A 13418-nucleotide genomic window follows, 5' to 3' on the forward strand; every position below is an offset into this window, starting at 1 on the left:
CCAGCCTGGAGGCTCAAGGTGACGCGCAGCAGCTGTGAGAGCCGCGGAGGACAGCCATGACATCCGTCCTCGTCTGTGACGACTCCCCGCTTGCCCGAGAGGCGCTCCGCCGTGCGGTGGCGACCGTGCCCGGCGTCGAGCGTGTGACGACGGCGGCCAACGGCGAGGAAGTCCTCCGCCGCTGGGGCGCCGACCGTTCGGACCTGATTCTGATGGACGTGCGGATGCCCGGTCTCGGGGGCGTCGAAACCGTGCGACGGCTGCTCTCGGCGGACCCCGGAGCCCGCATCATCATGCTCACGGTGGCCGAGGACCTCGACGGGGTGGCGCTGGCCGTCGCCGCCGGGGCGCGCGGCTATCTGCACAAGGACGCCTCGCGCGCCGAGCTGCGCGCGACCGTCACGCAGGCCCTCGCCGACCCGACCTGGCGGCTCGCCCCGCGCAGACTGCGGTCGGCCGAGATGGGCGCCGCGCCGACCCTGACCGCGCGCGAGATCCAGGTGCTGGAGGGCATGAGTCACGGCCGTTCCAACGCGGAGATCGGCCGTGAGCTCTTCCTCTCCGAGGACACGGTCAAGACGCACGCCCGCCGGCTCTTCAAGAAGCTCGGCGCCTCCGACCGGGCGCACGCCGTGGCGCTCGGATTCCGCTGGGGCCTGGTCCGCTGAGACCGATGCGGCGCGCCGCGGTGTGAGGTCGCGGCGCGCACCACTCGTCCGGGTGGTGCGCGCCGCGACCTCGCCGCGTCGGCGCCCGACGCCGAAACCCCGAGGGATGCCGCATCCTTGGGTGTGTGACTCCTCCCCGGCGGAGGCCGAGGTTCCTCACTCGGCCGACAGTGACCTCATGACGGACGGGCTCGGACCGGTGCCGCACGGTACCGGAGCAGGCCATCGGTGGAGTCGTTGGCGCGGGGGCGGATATACCCGGATGGGGAGGCGCGAGACGTGAGTGCGAGGACATCGACGCGTAACGGTTCGATGCACAACTACGAAGGCGGTGCCATGGATCGCTGGGCGTCAAGGCACCATGGACCGATGCGCGACGACGAGAACACGGCGATCGGTGCCCTCGTCACACGCGCCGCCGCGGGGGACCGGCGGGCCACCCACGATCTGCTCGCGCTGGTGCACCCCCTTGCCCTGCGGTACTGCCGCACCCGGCTCTCCCGTCTGCCCGGCGACGCCCGGCACTTCGTGGACGACCTGGCACAGGAGGTCTGCCTGGCCGTGCTGTGCGCGCTGCCGCGCTACCGCGACACCGGCCGGCCCTTCGAGGCGTTCGTCGTCGCCATCGCCGCCCACAAGGTGGCCGACCTTCAGCGCGCCGCCATGCGCCGCCCCGGCAGCACGGCCGTGCCCTCCGACGAGATGCCGGAGCAGCCGGACGACTCGCTCGGCCCGGAGGAGCGGGCGCTGCTCAGCAGCGACGCCGAGTGGGCCAAGAAACTCCTCGCCAATCTGCCGGAGCACCAGCGCGAACTCGTGCTCCTGCGCGTGGCCATCGGCATGACGGCCGAGGAGACCGGTCAGATGCTGGGAATGTCGCCGGGGGCGGTCCGGGTCGCGCAGCACCGCGCGATGAGCAGACTCCGCGCGCTGGCCGAGCAGTAGGGCGGGCCTTCCGCGTTCCGTACGCGCGTCGAGTTCCGTGCGGGGGCGCGTACGGGCGCGGGTGTTCCGTACGCGCGAGGGCTCCGGGGCGTACGGGCGTGACCGTATGAACGTACGAGTGATGCGTCCCTCATCCGTCGTGGAATGAGACACCTGCGGCTCCCGTTAGCATGGACGTCCGCGCCGAGGCAAGACCATTGGGAAGGTGTCATGACTGACAACGTCGACGGAATGCCTGCGAAATTCGCGATGCTCGGGCTGACGTACGACGACGTGCTGCTGCTGCCGGGCGCCTCCGAGGTGCTGCCGAACGCGGTCGACACCTCGTCCCGGGTCTCGCGCAACGTACGGGTCAACATCCCGCTGCTGTCCGCCGCGATGGACAAGGTCACCGAGGCGCGGATGGCCATCGCCATGGCCCGCCAGGGCGGCGCCGGCGTGCTGCACCGCAACCTCTCCATCGAGGACCAGGTCAACCAGGTCGACCTCGTCAAGCGCTCCGAGTCGGGCATGGTCACCGACCCGATCACGGTGCACCCGGACGCGACGCTGGCCGACGCCGACGCGCTGTGCGCGAAGTTCCGCATCAGCGGCGTGCCGGTCACCGACCCCGCGGGCAAGCTGCTGGGCATCGTCACCAACCGCGACATGGCCTTCGAGCTGGACCGCGGCCGCCAGGTGCGCGAGGTCATGACGCCGATGCCGCTGGTCACCGGCAAGGTCGGGATCTCCGGCGAGGACGCCATCGAACTGCTCCGCCGCCACAAGATCGAGAAGTTGCCGCTGGTCGACGACGCGGGCGTCCTCAAGGGCCTGATCACCGTCAAGGACTTCGTCAAGGCCGAGAAGTACCCACACGCCGCCAAGGACGCCGAGGGCCGGCTCGTCGTCGGTGCCGCGGTGGGCGTCGGCGACGAGGCGTTCGACCGGGCGCAGGCGCTGGTCGAGGCCGGTGCCGACTTCCTGGTCGTCGACAGCGCGCACGGCCACAGCCGCGGCATCCTCGACATGATCGCCAAGGTCAAGTCCCAGATCGCCGTCGACGTCATCGGCGGCAACGTCGCCACCCGCGACGGCGCGCAGGCGCTCATCGACGCGGGCGTGGACGGCGTGAAGGTCGGCGTGGGCCCCGGCTCCATCTGCACCACCCGGGTCGTCGCGGGCATCGGCGTGCCGCAGGTCACGGCGATCTACGAGGCCGCCCAGGCGTGCCACGCGGCGGACGTGCCGCTGATCGGCGACGGCGGCCTCCAGTTCTCCGGCGACATCGCCAAGGCCATCGCGGCCGGCGCGGACACCGTGATGCTCGGCTCGCTGCTGGCGGGCTGCGAGGAGTCGCCGGGCGAGATGGTCTTCGTCAACGGCAAGCAGTTCAAGTCCTACCGGGGCATGGGCTCGCTGGGCGCGATGCAGACCCGCGGCCAGGCCCGCTCCTTCTCCAAGGACCGCTACTTCCAGGACAACGTGCTCTCCGAGGACAAGCTGGTGCCCGAGGGCATCGAGGGCCAGGTGCCCTACCGCGGTCCGCTCGCCTCGGTCGCACACCAGCTCACCGGCGGTCTGCGGGCCTCCATGGGCTATGTCGGCTCCGCCGACGTCCAGGAGCTCAAGGACAAGGGCCGCTTCGTGCGCATCACGTCGGCGGGGCTCAAGGAGAGCCACCCGCACGACATCCAGTTGACCACCGAAGCGCCGAACTACTCCCGCCGCTGACCCCCGGCGGACCTCGCCGCCGCCGCACTCGGCGGGCCTTACCGCTGATGCGCGGCGGCCGTGCCGTCGATCGGTGGGCCTTGCCGCTGACGGGCGGTGGGCCTTGCCCCTGGCAGTCGGCGAAAGCGCTGGTCAGAGCCCGCGGACCGGACTACCGGCCGCGGGCTCGGCCATGTCGGGGATACTGGATGTGGCAGACGGAGCGCCGAAGAATTTGAGAGGCCACACACGTGACTGAGATCGAGATCGGGCGCGGCAAGCGCGGCCGCCGGGCGTACGCATTCGACGACATCGCCGTCGTCCCCAGTCGGCGCACCCGTGACCCGAAGGAGGTCTCGATCGCCTGGCAGATCGATGCCTACCGGTTCGAGCTGCCCTTCCTCGCGGCCCCGATGGACTCGGTGGTCTCGCCGCGGACCGCGATCCGCATCGGCGAGCTGGGCGGCCTGGGCGTCCTCAACCTGGAGGGTCTGTGGACCCGCTACGAGGACCCGGAGCCGCTGCTCGCCGAGATCGCCGAGCTGGACGAGGGCGCCGCCACCAAGCGGCTCCAGGAGATCTACGCCGCCCCGATCAAGGAAGAGCTGATCGGGCAGCGCATCAAGGAGGTGCGCGACTCCGGCGTGGTGACCGCCGCCGCGCTCTCGCCGCAGCGCACCGCGCAGTTCTCCAAGGCCGTGGTCGACGCGGGCGTGGACATCTTCGTGATCCGCGGCACCACGGTCTCCGCCGAGCACGTCTCCGGCGCGGCCGAGCCGCTCAACCTCAAGCAGTTCATCTACGAGCTGGACGTGCCCGTCATCGTCGGCGGCTGCGCGACCTACACCGCGGCCCTGCACCTGATGCGTACGGGCGCGGCGGGTGTGCTCGTCGGCTTCGGCGGCGGCGCCGCGCACACCACCCGCAACGTCCTGGGCATCCAGGTGCCGATGGCCACCGCGGTCGCCGATGTGGCCGCCGCCCGCCGCGACTACATGGACGAGTCCGGCGGCCGGTACGTGCACGTGATCGCAGACGGCGGCGTGGGCTGGTCCGGCGACCTGCCCAAGGCCATCGCCTGCGGCGCCGATGCCGTGATGATGGGGTCCCCGCTGGCCCGTGCCACGGACGCGCCGGGCCGCGGCCACCACTGGGGCATGGAGGCCGTCCACGAGGACGTGCCGCGCGGCAAGCGGATGGACCTGGGTGCGGTCGGCACCACCGAGGAGGTGCTGCTCGGCCCGTCGCACACCCCGGACGGCTCGATGAACTTCTTCGGCGCGCTGCGCCGGGCGATGGCCACGACCGGTTACTCGGAGCTCAAGGAGTTCCAGCGCGTCGAGGTGACGGTGGCCCCGTCCCAGCACGACAACCGCTGACGCCGCGCCGGCCGCGGCCGAGGGCCCGGATCACCCGCCGCGCGCGGGGGTCCGGGCCCTCGGAGTTTCGTACGGGCGCGGGCGGCGTGCCCGGGCACGGCTCCGTACGGGCGCGTGGGGCGTGTACCCGGCGGCGTCGCGCTCGTACGGGCCGGTGGGTGTGGGCGCGCGCGTTCGGCGGGTGTTCGGCGGGGTCAGCCCGCGAGCTTCTTGGCCGTGCTGTACGCGCCGGCCGCGCCGAGCAGGTAGAAGGCCACGTCGATGAACTCCAGGTATTCCTTCCACGCCCGGTTGAGGATGTCGAAGTGGTCGAAGACCACCTCGGTGAGCGAGACGTGCGCGGCGTCGCTGATGCCCAGCGCGATGCCGAAGACCTGGCCGAGGTAGACGCCGACCAGGCCGAGCGCCGCGCCGACGACGGGCAGGGCGGCGTTGCGGCCGCCGAGCTTGCCGAGGGCGGCGCCGATGAGCGCGCCGGTGGCGGCCGCGAGGTAGCCGATCTGGGCGCCGTCGGTGGCGTTGAGTATCGCGCCGTAGATCGCGGAGCCGATGAGCATGGCGACGACGCCGGCGGCCACCGCGAGCCCTGGGGTGCCCCTGCGGACGGCCGGCGGCGGGGGCGGGAAGCCGCCCGGAGCGCCGTACATGCCCTGGTGGGGCGGGTAGGGCTGCTGCTCGTAGCCGCCGGGGGGCGGGGGCGGGTAGGCGCCGGGCTGCTGTTGCGGGTGCTGCGGGTAGCCGTATCCGGCCGGCTGCTGGGGCTGCTGCCCGTACGGGTTCGGCTGCTGCGGTTCGTGCGGATGCTGCGGCTGCTGCCAGGGCTGGCTCACGTAGGGTCCCCCGTGGTGAAGGTGCGGAACCGCGCTCCTTTGCCGGAAGTGGCGAGAGCGCAGTATGAAAGTCGGCCCATAAGCTAACAGTTAGGACTGACGGAACAACAAGGCGTTTCCCGCGCCGTGACACGGTTGGGACGTCCGGGACGTTTTCGCTACTCGGTTACGCGATGGAGCGATCGAACGCCCGCATGCCTGCTCGGCTATTCGGTCACGCGGCTACTCGGCCAATCAGCTAGGCGGCTATTCGGCTATTTGGTCAGCCGGCTATTCGGCCACGCGCTTGGCGACCAGGTATCCCTCCGCCCCCGCCACGGCGTAGAAGGCGATGTCGTTCCTGCCGAGCATCTCGTGGCGCCAGTAGTCCACGACGGCGCCGAAGTGGTGCACCAGGGTGGCCAGGACGCCCGGCGGGTGGCCCATGGCATCGCTCGTCGCCTCGTTCATGTGCGTGGCGGCGGCGAGGAGTTGGGCGAGGAGGACGCCGAGCAGGGCCAGCAGGGTGCCGAGCGGCGCGAGCGCCGGGGCCCGGCCGCCGGCCTTGCCGAGGGCCGCGCCGACGAGCAGTCCGATCGCGAGCGCCCAGTAGCCGAGTTCATGGCCGTCCGGGCCGGCCAGCCCCTGGGCCCAGCCGAAGACGACGGCGACGAGGAGCGCGGTGGCGGCGCCCGCGACGAGGCCCCGCGCGGGCCGTCCCTCGGCCGCGGGGCGGGCGGGCGGCGGCGGAGCGGTCTCGGTTCGTGGTGCGGGCACGCTCATGACTTCGCACGCTAGCAGCGGCCAATGTCAGCAGGCGTCCGATGTGTGCGCCAAATAAACATTCGGGCATAGGGAATAATGGCAACTTATGGCGCAAAGCAAGTCGTTCAACGGACGGGACATGGGCATCGACCTCGGCACCGCGAACACGCTGGTGTACGTGCGGGGGAAGGGCGTGGTGCTCAACGAGCCATCGGTGGTCGCGGTGAACACCGCCGACGGCGGGGTGCTCTCGGTCGGCTTCGAGGCGAGAGAGACCATCGGTCGCACGCCCTCGAACATCGTGGCCGTCCGCCCCCTGCGCGACGGCGTCATAGCCGACTTCGAGATAGCCGAGCGGATGCTCCGGCACTTCATCAAGCGGGTCACGGGCAACCGCCGGCTGGCGCGCCCGCGGGTCGTGGTCTGCGTGCCGTCGGGCATCACGGGCGTGGAGCGGCGCGCGGTCATCGAGGCGGCCGGCCGCGCCGGGGCCCGCCAGGTGCATCTCGTCGAGGAGCCGATGGCCGCGGCGATCGGCGCGGGGCTGCCGGTGAGCGAGCCGACCGGCTGCATGGTCGTCGACATCGGCGGCGGCACCACCGAGGTCGCGGTGATCTCGCTGGGCGGCATCGTGACGGCCCGTTCGGTACGGACCGCGGGCGACGCGATGGACGCCGCGATCATCTCGTACGTGAAGAAGGAGTACTCCCTCGCCATCGGCGAGCGGACCGCGGAGACCCTCAAGATGAGCATCGGCTCCGCCACGGCCACCGGCTACTGGACTGCGGCGGGGCTCAGCGCCCTCGCCGAGCAGTTGGAGAAGAACGACGGCCTCTCCGACGACAACGGCGACCCCGAGGACACCCAGGGCCTGCTGCCCCCGGACCGCTGCACCATCCGCGGCCGCGACCAGGTCAGCGGCCTGCCCAAGACCCTGGAGCTGACGGCGGACGAGGTGCGGCACGCGCTGGTCGAGCCCGTGGACACCATCGTCGCGGCGGTCCGTCAGACGCTCGACGAGACCCCGCCGGAGCTGGCCGGCGACATCATGGACCGCGGCATCGTGCTGACCGGCGGCGGGGCGCTGCTGCGCGGTCTGGACGTGCGGCTCAGCAAGGAGCTGGACATCCCCGTGCTGGTGGCCGACGAGCCGCTGGACTGCGTGGCGGTGGGCACCGGCCGGTGTGTCGAGGACTTCGCGTCGCTCAAGACGGTCCTGGACGCGCAACCGCAGCGGCTGCTGGCGGCCGGTCGCTGAAGGGGGCCGTAACGGGTGCCGGGGGTGGCGGGCTTCTGAGGCGGGCCGGGGTTCGGTGCGGGCCGGGTCGGGGGTCAGAGGCGGTGCGCCGCGCCCGCGGGGCTCGCTCCGCGGGTGTCCAGCAGGAGCTGCGCCTTCACGGCCAGCCCTTGGAGGTCGTACGTGCGGTGCTGCTGGAGCAGCACGGTGAGGTCGGCGTCGGCCGCCGCCTCGTACAGGAAGTCCGCGCGCGGTACGGGCCGCCCCAGCACGCTCCACTGCGGCACGTGCGGATCGTGGTAGCTGACCTGCGCCCCCAGCTCCATGAGCCGGGAGGCGATCTCCCGCGCGGGTGAGCCCTCCTGGTCGGCGATGTCGGCCTTGTAGCTGACGCCGAGCAGCAGCACCCGCGCGCCGCGCGCGGACTTGCCGTGCTCGTTGAGGAGGGTGGCGCAGCGCTGGATGATGTAGCGCGGCATCCGCCCGTTGACCTCCTGCGCCAGTTCGACCATGCGCAGCGGGTGGCCGAGGCTGCGGCCCTGGTAGGAGAGGTAGTTGGGGTCGATGGGGACGCCGTGGCCGCCGACGCCGGGGCCGGGGCGGAACGCCTGGAAGCCGAAGGGCTTGGTCTCCGCGCACCGTACGACGTCCCACAGGTCGACGCCGATGTCGTTGCAGAAGACGGCCATCTCGTTGGCGAGCGCGATGTTGACGTGCCGGTAGTTGGACTCCAGGACCTTGACGGTCTCGGCCTCGCGGGGGCCCCGGGCCCGTACGACCTTGTCGCAGAGGCGGCCGTAGAAGGCGGCGGCGGCTTCGGTGCAGGCGGGGGTGAGGCCGCCGATGACCTTGGGCGTGTCGCCGTAGCCGTACGCGCGGTTGCCGGGGTCGAGGCGGCTGGGCGAGTAGGCGAGGTGGAAGTCGCGCCCGGCGCGCAGCCCGGAGCCCTGCTCCAGGATGGGGCGCAGGAATTCCTCCGTGGTCCCCGGGTAGGCGGTGGACTCCAGGAGAACAGTGGTGTGCGGGCGCAGCCGGGCGGCCAGGGTGTGCGCGGCGTCGCCGACGGCGCGCAGGTCCAGCGACCGGTCCTCGCCCAGGGGCGTGGGCGCGCAGATCACGGCCGTGTGGACGCGGCCCAGCTCGGCGTCCTCGGCGGTGGTGCGGAAGCCTCCGGAGAGCATCCGGCGGATCTCCGAGGCGGTGAGCGAGCCGTCCACGGGCGGCCGGCCGGCTTGGAGGTCCGCGATGACGCGCGGGTCGGGGTCGTAGCCGACGGTGTTCACTCCGGCGGCGGTAGCGGCCTGGGCGAGGGGGAGGCCGAGATGGCCGAGGCCGATGACGGCGAGATCTGCGGGCATGGCGTCGTGCCGTCCTTCCCGAGGCGATTCCGGATGGCGTGAATTCAGACTAAGCGGAAATATGACTCATATTCAGTATTGGACGGTGGCATTGACCCGGTGTTGCCAAGCCGGGTGAAGCCTGGTCGCGCGCCCCCGACGCGGACAGAATCGTCGGACGGGGGAGCGCGGGCCCGATCCCACGGGAGGCAGTGGTGAGGACAGCGACACTCGGCCCGGTCGAGCGCGGCGAGGCGCTCGCCCGGATGGCGGAGCGCGAACTGGACGTGCTGGTCGTCGGCGGCGGCGTCGTCGGCGCGGGCACCGCCTTGGACGCGGCCACCCGCGGACTGGCGACCGGGCTCGTCGAGGCCCGCGACTGGGCGGCGGGCACCTCCAGCCGCTCCAGCAAGCTCATCCACGGCGGACTGCGCTACCTGGAGATGCTCGACTTCGCGCTCGTCCGGGAGGCGCTCAAGGAGCGCGGGCTGCTGCTGGAGCGGATCGCCCCCCACCTGGTCCGCCCGGTGCCCTTCCTCTACCCCCTCCAGCACAAGGCGTGGGAACGGTTCTACGCCGGCTCGGGCGTCGCCCTCTACGACGCCATGTCCATCTCCTCGGGCCACGGCCGCGGTCTGCCCACCCACCGCCACCTCACCCGCAAGCACGCCCTGCGCGTCGCGCCCTGCCTCAAGAAGGACGCCCTGGTGGGCGCCCTCCAGTACTACGACGCCCAGATGGACGACGCGCGCTACGTCGCGACGATCGTCCGTACCGCCGCCGCCTACGGCGCGGACGTCGCCAACCGCGCGCGCGTGGTCGGCTTCCTGCGCGAGGGCGAACGGGTCGTCGGGGCCCGCGTGCACGACCTGGAACAGGGCGGCGAATTCGAGATCCGCGCCCGCCAGGTCGTCAACGCCACCGGCGTGTGGACGGACGACACCCAAGGGCTGATCGCGGAGCGCGGCCAGTTCCACGTACGGGCCTCCAAGGGCATCCACCTGGTGGTGCCCAAGGACCGCATCCACTCCACCACCGGGCTCATCCTGCGCACCGAGAAGAGCGTGCTGTTCGTCATCCCCTGGGGGCGGCACTGGATCGTCGGCACCACGGACACGGACTGGGACCTGGACAAGGCGCACCCCGCGGCGTCCAGCGCCGACATCGACTACCTCCTGGAACACGTCAACTCGGTCCTCTCCACGCCGCTCACCAGGGACGACGTGCAGGGCGTCTACGCCGGGCTGCGCCCGCTGCTGGCCGGCGAGTCGGACGCCACCAGCAAGCTCTCCCGCGAACACACCGTCGCGCACCCCGTCCCGGGCCTGGTGGTCGTGGCGGGCGGCAAGTACACGACGTACCGGGTGATGGCCAAGGACGCGGTGGACGAGGCGGTCCACGGCCTCGACCAGAAGGTCGCCGACTGCGTCACCGAGGACGTGCCGCTGATGGGCGCGGAGGGCTACAAGGCGCTCTGGAACACCCGGGCACGCATCGCGCAGCGCACCGGGCTGCATGTGGCGCGCGTGGAGCACCTGCTCAACCGGTACGGCTCGATGATCGACGAGGTGCTGGAGCTCATCACCGCCGACCCCACGCTCGGTGAACCCTTGGCCGCGGCCGACGACTATCTGCGCGCCGAAGTCGTCTACGCCGCCTCGCACGAGGGCGCGCGCCACCTCGACGACGTCCTCACCCGCCGTACGCGCGTCTCGATCGAGACCTTCGACCGGGGCACGCGCAGCGCGCGCGAGGCCGCCGAGCTGATGGCGCCGGTGCTCGGCTGGGACGAGGGCCAGATCGAGCGGGAGGTCGAGCACTACGAGAAGCGGGTGGAGGCCGAGCGCGAGTCGCAGCGGCAGCCCGACGACCTCACGGCGGACGCGGCACGGCTGGGGGCCCCGGACATCCAGCCCCGATGAACGCCGACGGCGCGCGCCTCCCGCGTCACCCCGCCGCCGCGGCGGGGCGCGTCCCAGTTGTGCGGCCTCTGGTGGAACTCCGCCCTCAGAAGGGACTTTTGGGGCACCAAGGCGGCCGTCGCGCCTGCGATGTCCCGATACCTGAGGGATCGCCGCCGAGCCGGACCGACGGTGGGAGCCCCCGTGGGCCGCCAGGGTGACGACCGCTCACCACCCCCTGCCCGTACGGAAACGGCGACCGCGCTACCGCTCGTACGGGCGGCATGGCAGCCTGGCCCGCCGTCGTCGGCCGGTTTCGATGAGCGCCTTGTCACAGCTCCCCGGCGCGCGCAACCGAACCGCCGCCCCTCCGCTCTTGACCAGGGAGCACGGTACGAATCCGGTGCCCGCCCGCGGCGCCGACGCCGGCGCGGCCGTGAGGACGGTGAGGCGCGCGAGACCGGCGTGGTCGCGGCGCGCCCATCGGGGCGGCACTCGGACCCTGGCCTTTCACCGGTCCGCGGATGAGAGACAATGGACGCTCTGCCAGGGTGGGTTGGTCGCAGAGCTGATTGCCAGAGGGGACGCATGTCGGAGGCGGAAGAGACGCAGGGCACGACAGGGCGCCTCCTGGCTGGTCGGTACCGGCTCGGTGAGGTGCTCGGCCGGGGCGGCATGGGCACCGTCTGGCGGGCGCGCGACGAGACCTTGGGCCGTACGGTCGCGGTCAAGGAGCTGCGCTTCCCGTCGAACATCGACGAGGACGAGAAGCGCCGCCTGATCACCCGTACGCTGCGCGAGGCGAAGGCCATCGCCCGCATCCGCAGCAACGGCGCGGTCACGGTCTACGACGTCGTCGACGAGGACGACCGGCCGTGGATCGTCATGGAGCTGATCGAGGGCCGCTCGCTCGCCGACGCGATCCGGGAGGACGGACCGCTCCCCTGGAGACGGGCGGCCGAAGCCGGCCTCGCCATCCTCGACGTGCTGCGCGCGGCGCACCGCGAGGGCATCCTGCACCGCGACGTGAAGCCGTCGAACGTCCTGCTCGCCGATGACGGCCGCGTCGTCCTCACCGACTTCGGTATCGCACAGGTCGAGGGCGACCCCTCGGTCACCTCCACGGGCATGCTGGTCGGCGCCCCCTCGTACATCTCGCCGGAGCGGGCCCGCGGCCACAAGCCCGGCCCCCCGGCCGACCTGTGGTCCCTCGGCGGCCTGCTGTACGCGGCGGTGGAGGGCGTACCGCCGTACGACAAGGGTTCGGCCATAGCGACGCTCACCGCCGTGATGACCGAGCCGATGGAGCCGCCGAAGCACGCGGGGGCGCTGGAGGAGGTCATCTACGGCCTGCTCGCCAAGGACCCCGTGAAGCGGCTGGACGAGCCGGGGGCGCGGGCCCTGCTGACCGCGGCGGTCAACGCGCCCGAGGAGCAGGGGCGCGAGAACCCCGAGCCGCCCGTCGTCGAGCCGACGCGCGCGATGGCCCTGCCCCCGACCCCGCCCGCCTCCGCCTCCCCGTCGTCGAAGAGGAAGTCGGGACCCGGGTCGTCCTCCGGCGCGACCGGACCGCGGACCGGGGACGTGGCCGCGGAGCGCGTGCGCGGCGCGCTGAAGTCCGTACGCAACGCCGCGGCGTCCGCGACCGACGCGGCCAAGTCCAAGGCGCCCGGAACCACCGACCGCAACGGCTCGGCGGGCGCATCCGGCGGCGCGGGCCCGAGCATGCCGCCGCGCGCCTCCATCACGGACGTGGTGCCCAAGCGGACGCTCCTGGTGGTGGCCGTGGTCGTGGTGCTCGCCGTGGTCGGCACGGTGCTCGCCGTCGCCCTCAGCGGCGATGACGACGGCTCGGACAAGAGCGGCTCCGGCGCCAAGAACGGCAAGGCGGCATCCGCCGGCTCGGCCCCCGCGGCGGCCGGCGGCGCGAAGGACGAGAAGGGCACGGGGCAGCCGACCGTCTCGGCCTCCACCGACGACGCGGCCAGGAGGCCGGCCCGCACGGCGGGCGCGGACGGTCTGCCCGAGGGGTACGAACCAGTCAAGAACGGCGAGTACCACTTCAGCATCGCGATGCCCAAGGGCTGGAAGCAGACGGGCACCGCGGGCGAGCACTCCGGTGCCATATACAGCGCGGCGGGCGGTTTCCCGCGCCTCCAGGTCGATTTCGGCGCGCAGCCGCAGTCGGACGCGGCGGCGTCGTGGCACGCGGCGGAGAACGGCGCGCGGAACGGCGGCATGCCGGGCTATGAGGGCATCAGCATCGCCCCCGTCGACAAGTGGCCAGGTCACGGCTATCCGACCGTCGCGGACTGGGTCTTCGAGCGGGACCAGAACGGCAAGCGGGTCCAGGTCGTCAACCGGGGCTTCAAGGTCGACGACAGCCATGGCTACGCCATCATGATCACTTGCGAGAAGGACAAGTGGAAGGACGCCCAGTGCCGGGAGCTGCGGGAGGCCGCTTTCGCCTCCTTCAAACCCGAGAGCTGAGCGACGGGCGCCGGGCCCTGCCCGAAATGGCTCACAGGGCGCGTACGAAGCGACGTACTGAGCCGTACGGTCCCCAGGGGGCGGCTGGGCACGTATCGTGAGAGCCCGTGGACCGTACGCAGCCACAAATAGCAGTGAAACGACCGCACTTGGCGATTGCTGACGGGGTCTGTTGAGGTCTCGTGCGATAGCTGG

General features: G+C 72.1%; 10 protein-coding genes. 7 read left to right on the plus strand and 3 right to left on the minus strand.

The window, feature by feature from the left end; translation table 11 throughout:
• Positions 1–56 precede the first annotated feature (56 nt).
• The 4 genes from IF55_RS29135 (at position 57) to IF55_RS29150 (ending at position 4684) form a co-directional block, all read left to right on the plus strand.
• Positions 57–668: a response regulator transcription factor gene (locus IF55_RS29135; protein ID WP_003948568.1), complete on the plus strand. Its 612-nt coding sequence runs from the start codon at positions 57–59 to the stop codon at positions 666–668.
• Between the two features lie 369 nt (positions 669–1037).
• Positions 1038–1613 (plus strand): sigma-70 family RNA polymerase sigma factor, encoded by a 576-nt coding sequence (locus IF55_RS29140; protein WP_030887529.1) that lies wholly within the window; start codon positions 1038–1040, stop codon positions 1611–1613.
• 210 nt (positions 1614–1823) lie between these two features.
• Entirely contained in the window at positions 1824–3326 is a 1503-nt protein-coding gene (gene guaB / locus IF55_RS29145) for an IMP dehydrogenase (protein WP_030887532.1), read from the plus strand.
• A gap of 230 nt (positions 3327–3556) precedes the next feature.
• Positions 3557–4684, plus strand: coding sequence for a GuaB3 family IMP dehydrogenase-related protein (locus IF55_RS29150; protein ID WP_030887534.1), 1128 nt, complete (start codon positions 3557–3559; stop codon positions 4682–4684).
• A 194-nt stretch (positions 4685–4878) separates the two neighbouring features.
• Here the strand turns inward: IF55_RS29150 and IF55_RS29155 are convergent, their stop codons facing one another.
• Both IF55_RS29155 and IF55_RS29160 read right to left on the minus strand, forming a co-directional pair.
• A complete protein-coding gene (locus IF55_RS29155; RefSeq protein WP_030887537.1) occupies positions 4879–5514 on the minus strand; it encodes a hypothetical protein in 636 nt (211 codons plus the stop codon).
• A gap of 270 nt (positions 5515–5784) precedes the next feature.
• Positions 5785–6276: a hypothetical protein gene (locus tag IF55_RS29160; protein WP_048832681.1), complete on the minus strand. Its 492-nt coding sequence runs from the start codon at positions 6274–6276 to the stop codon at positions 5785–5787.
• An 88-nt stretch (positions 6277–6364) separates the two neighbouring features.
• Here IF55_RS29160 and IF55_RS29165 point away from each other — a divergent pair, with 88 nt between their 5' ends.
• The gene (locus IF55_RS29165; RefSeq protein WP_030887542.1) at positions 6365–7516 is read left to right on the plus strand and encodes a rod shape-determining protein; all 1152 of its coding nucleotides are present in this window, start codon (positions 6365–6367) and stop codon (positions 7514–7516) included.
• Between the two features lie 74 nt (positions 7517–7590).
• Here the strand turns inward: IF55_RS29165 and IF55_RS29170 are convergent, their stop codons facing one another.
• The gene (locus tag IF55_RS29170; protein WP_030887545.1) at positions 7591–8853 is read right to left on the minus strand and encodes a nucleotide sugar dehydrogenase; all 1263 of its coding nucleotides are present in this window, start codon (positions 8851–8853) and stop codon (positions 7591–7593) included.
• A gap of 194 nt (positions 8854–9047) precedes the next feature.
• Between IF55_RS29170 and IF55_RS29175 the strand changes: the two genes are divergently transcribed.
• On the plus strand, positions 9048–10754 hold the full coding sequence (locus IF55_RS29175) for a glycerol-3-phosphate dehydrogenase/oxidase (RefSeq protein WP_030887548.1): 1707 nt from the start codon (positions 9048–9050) through the stop codon (positions 10752–10754).
• A 567-nt stretch (positions 10755–11321) separates the two neighbouring features.
• A complete protein-coding gene (locus tag IF55_RS29180) occupies positions 11322–13223 on the plus strand; it encodes a serine/threonine-protein kinase (protein WP_030887550.1) in 1902 nt (633 codons plus the stop codon).
• The last annotated feature ends 195 nt before the right edge of the window (positions 13224–13418 follow it).

Source organism: Streptomyces varsoviensis (assembly GCF_000718635.1).
Classification (GTDB): domain Bacteria; phylum Actinomycetota; class Actinomycetes; order Streptomycetales; family Streptomycetaceae; genus Streptomyces; species Streptomyces varsoviensis.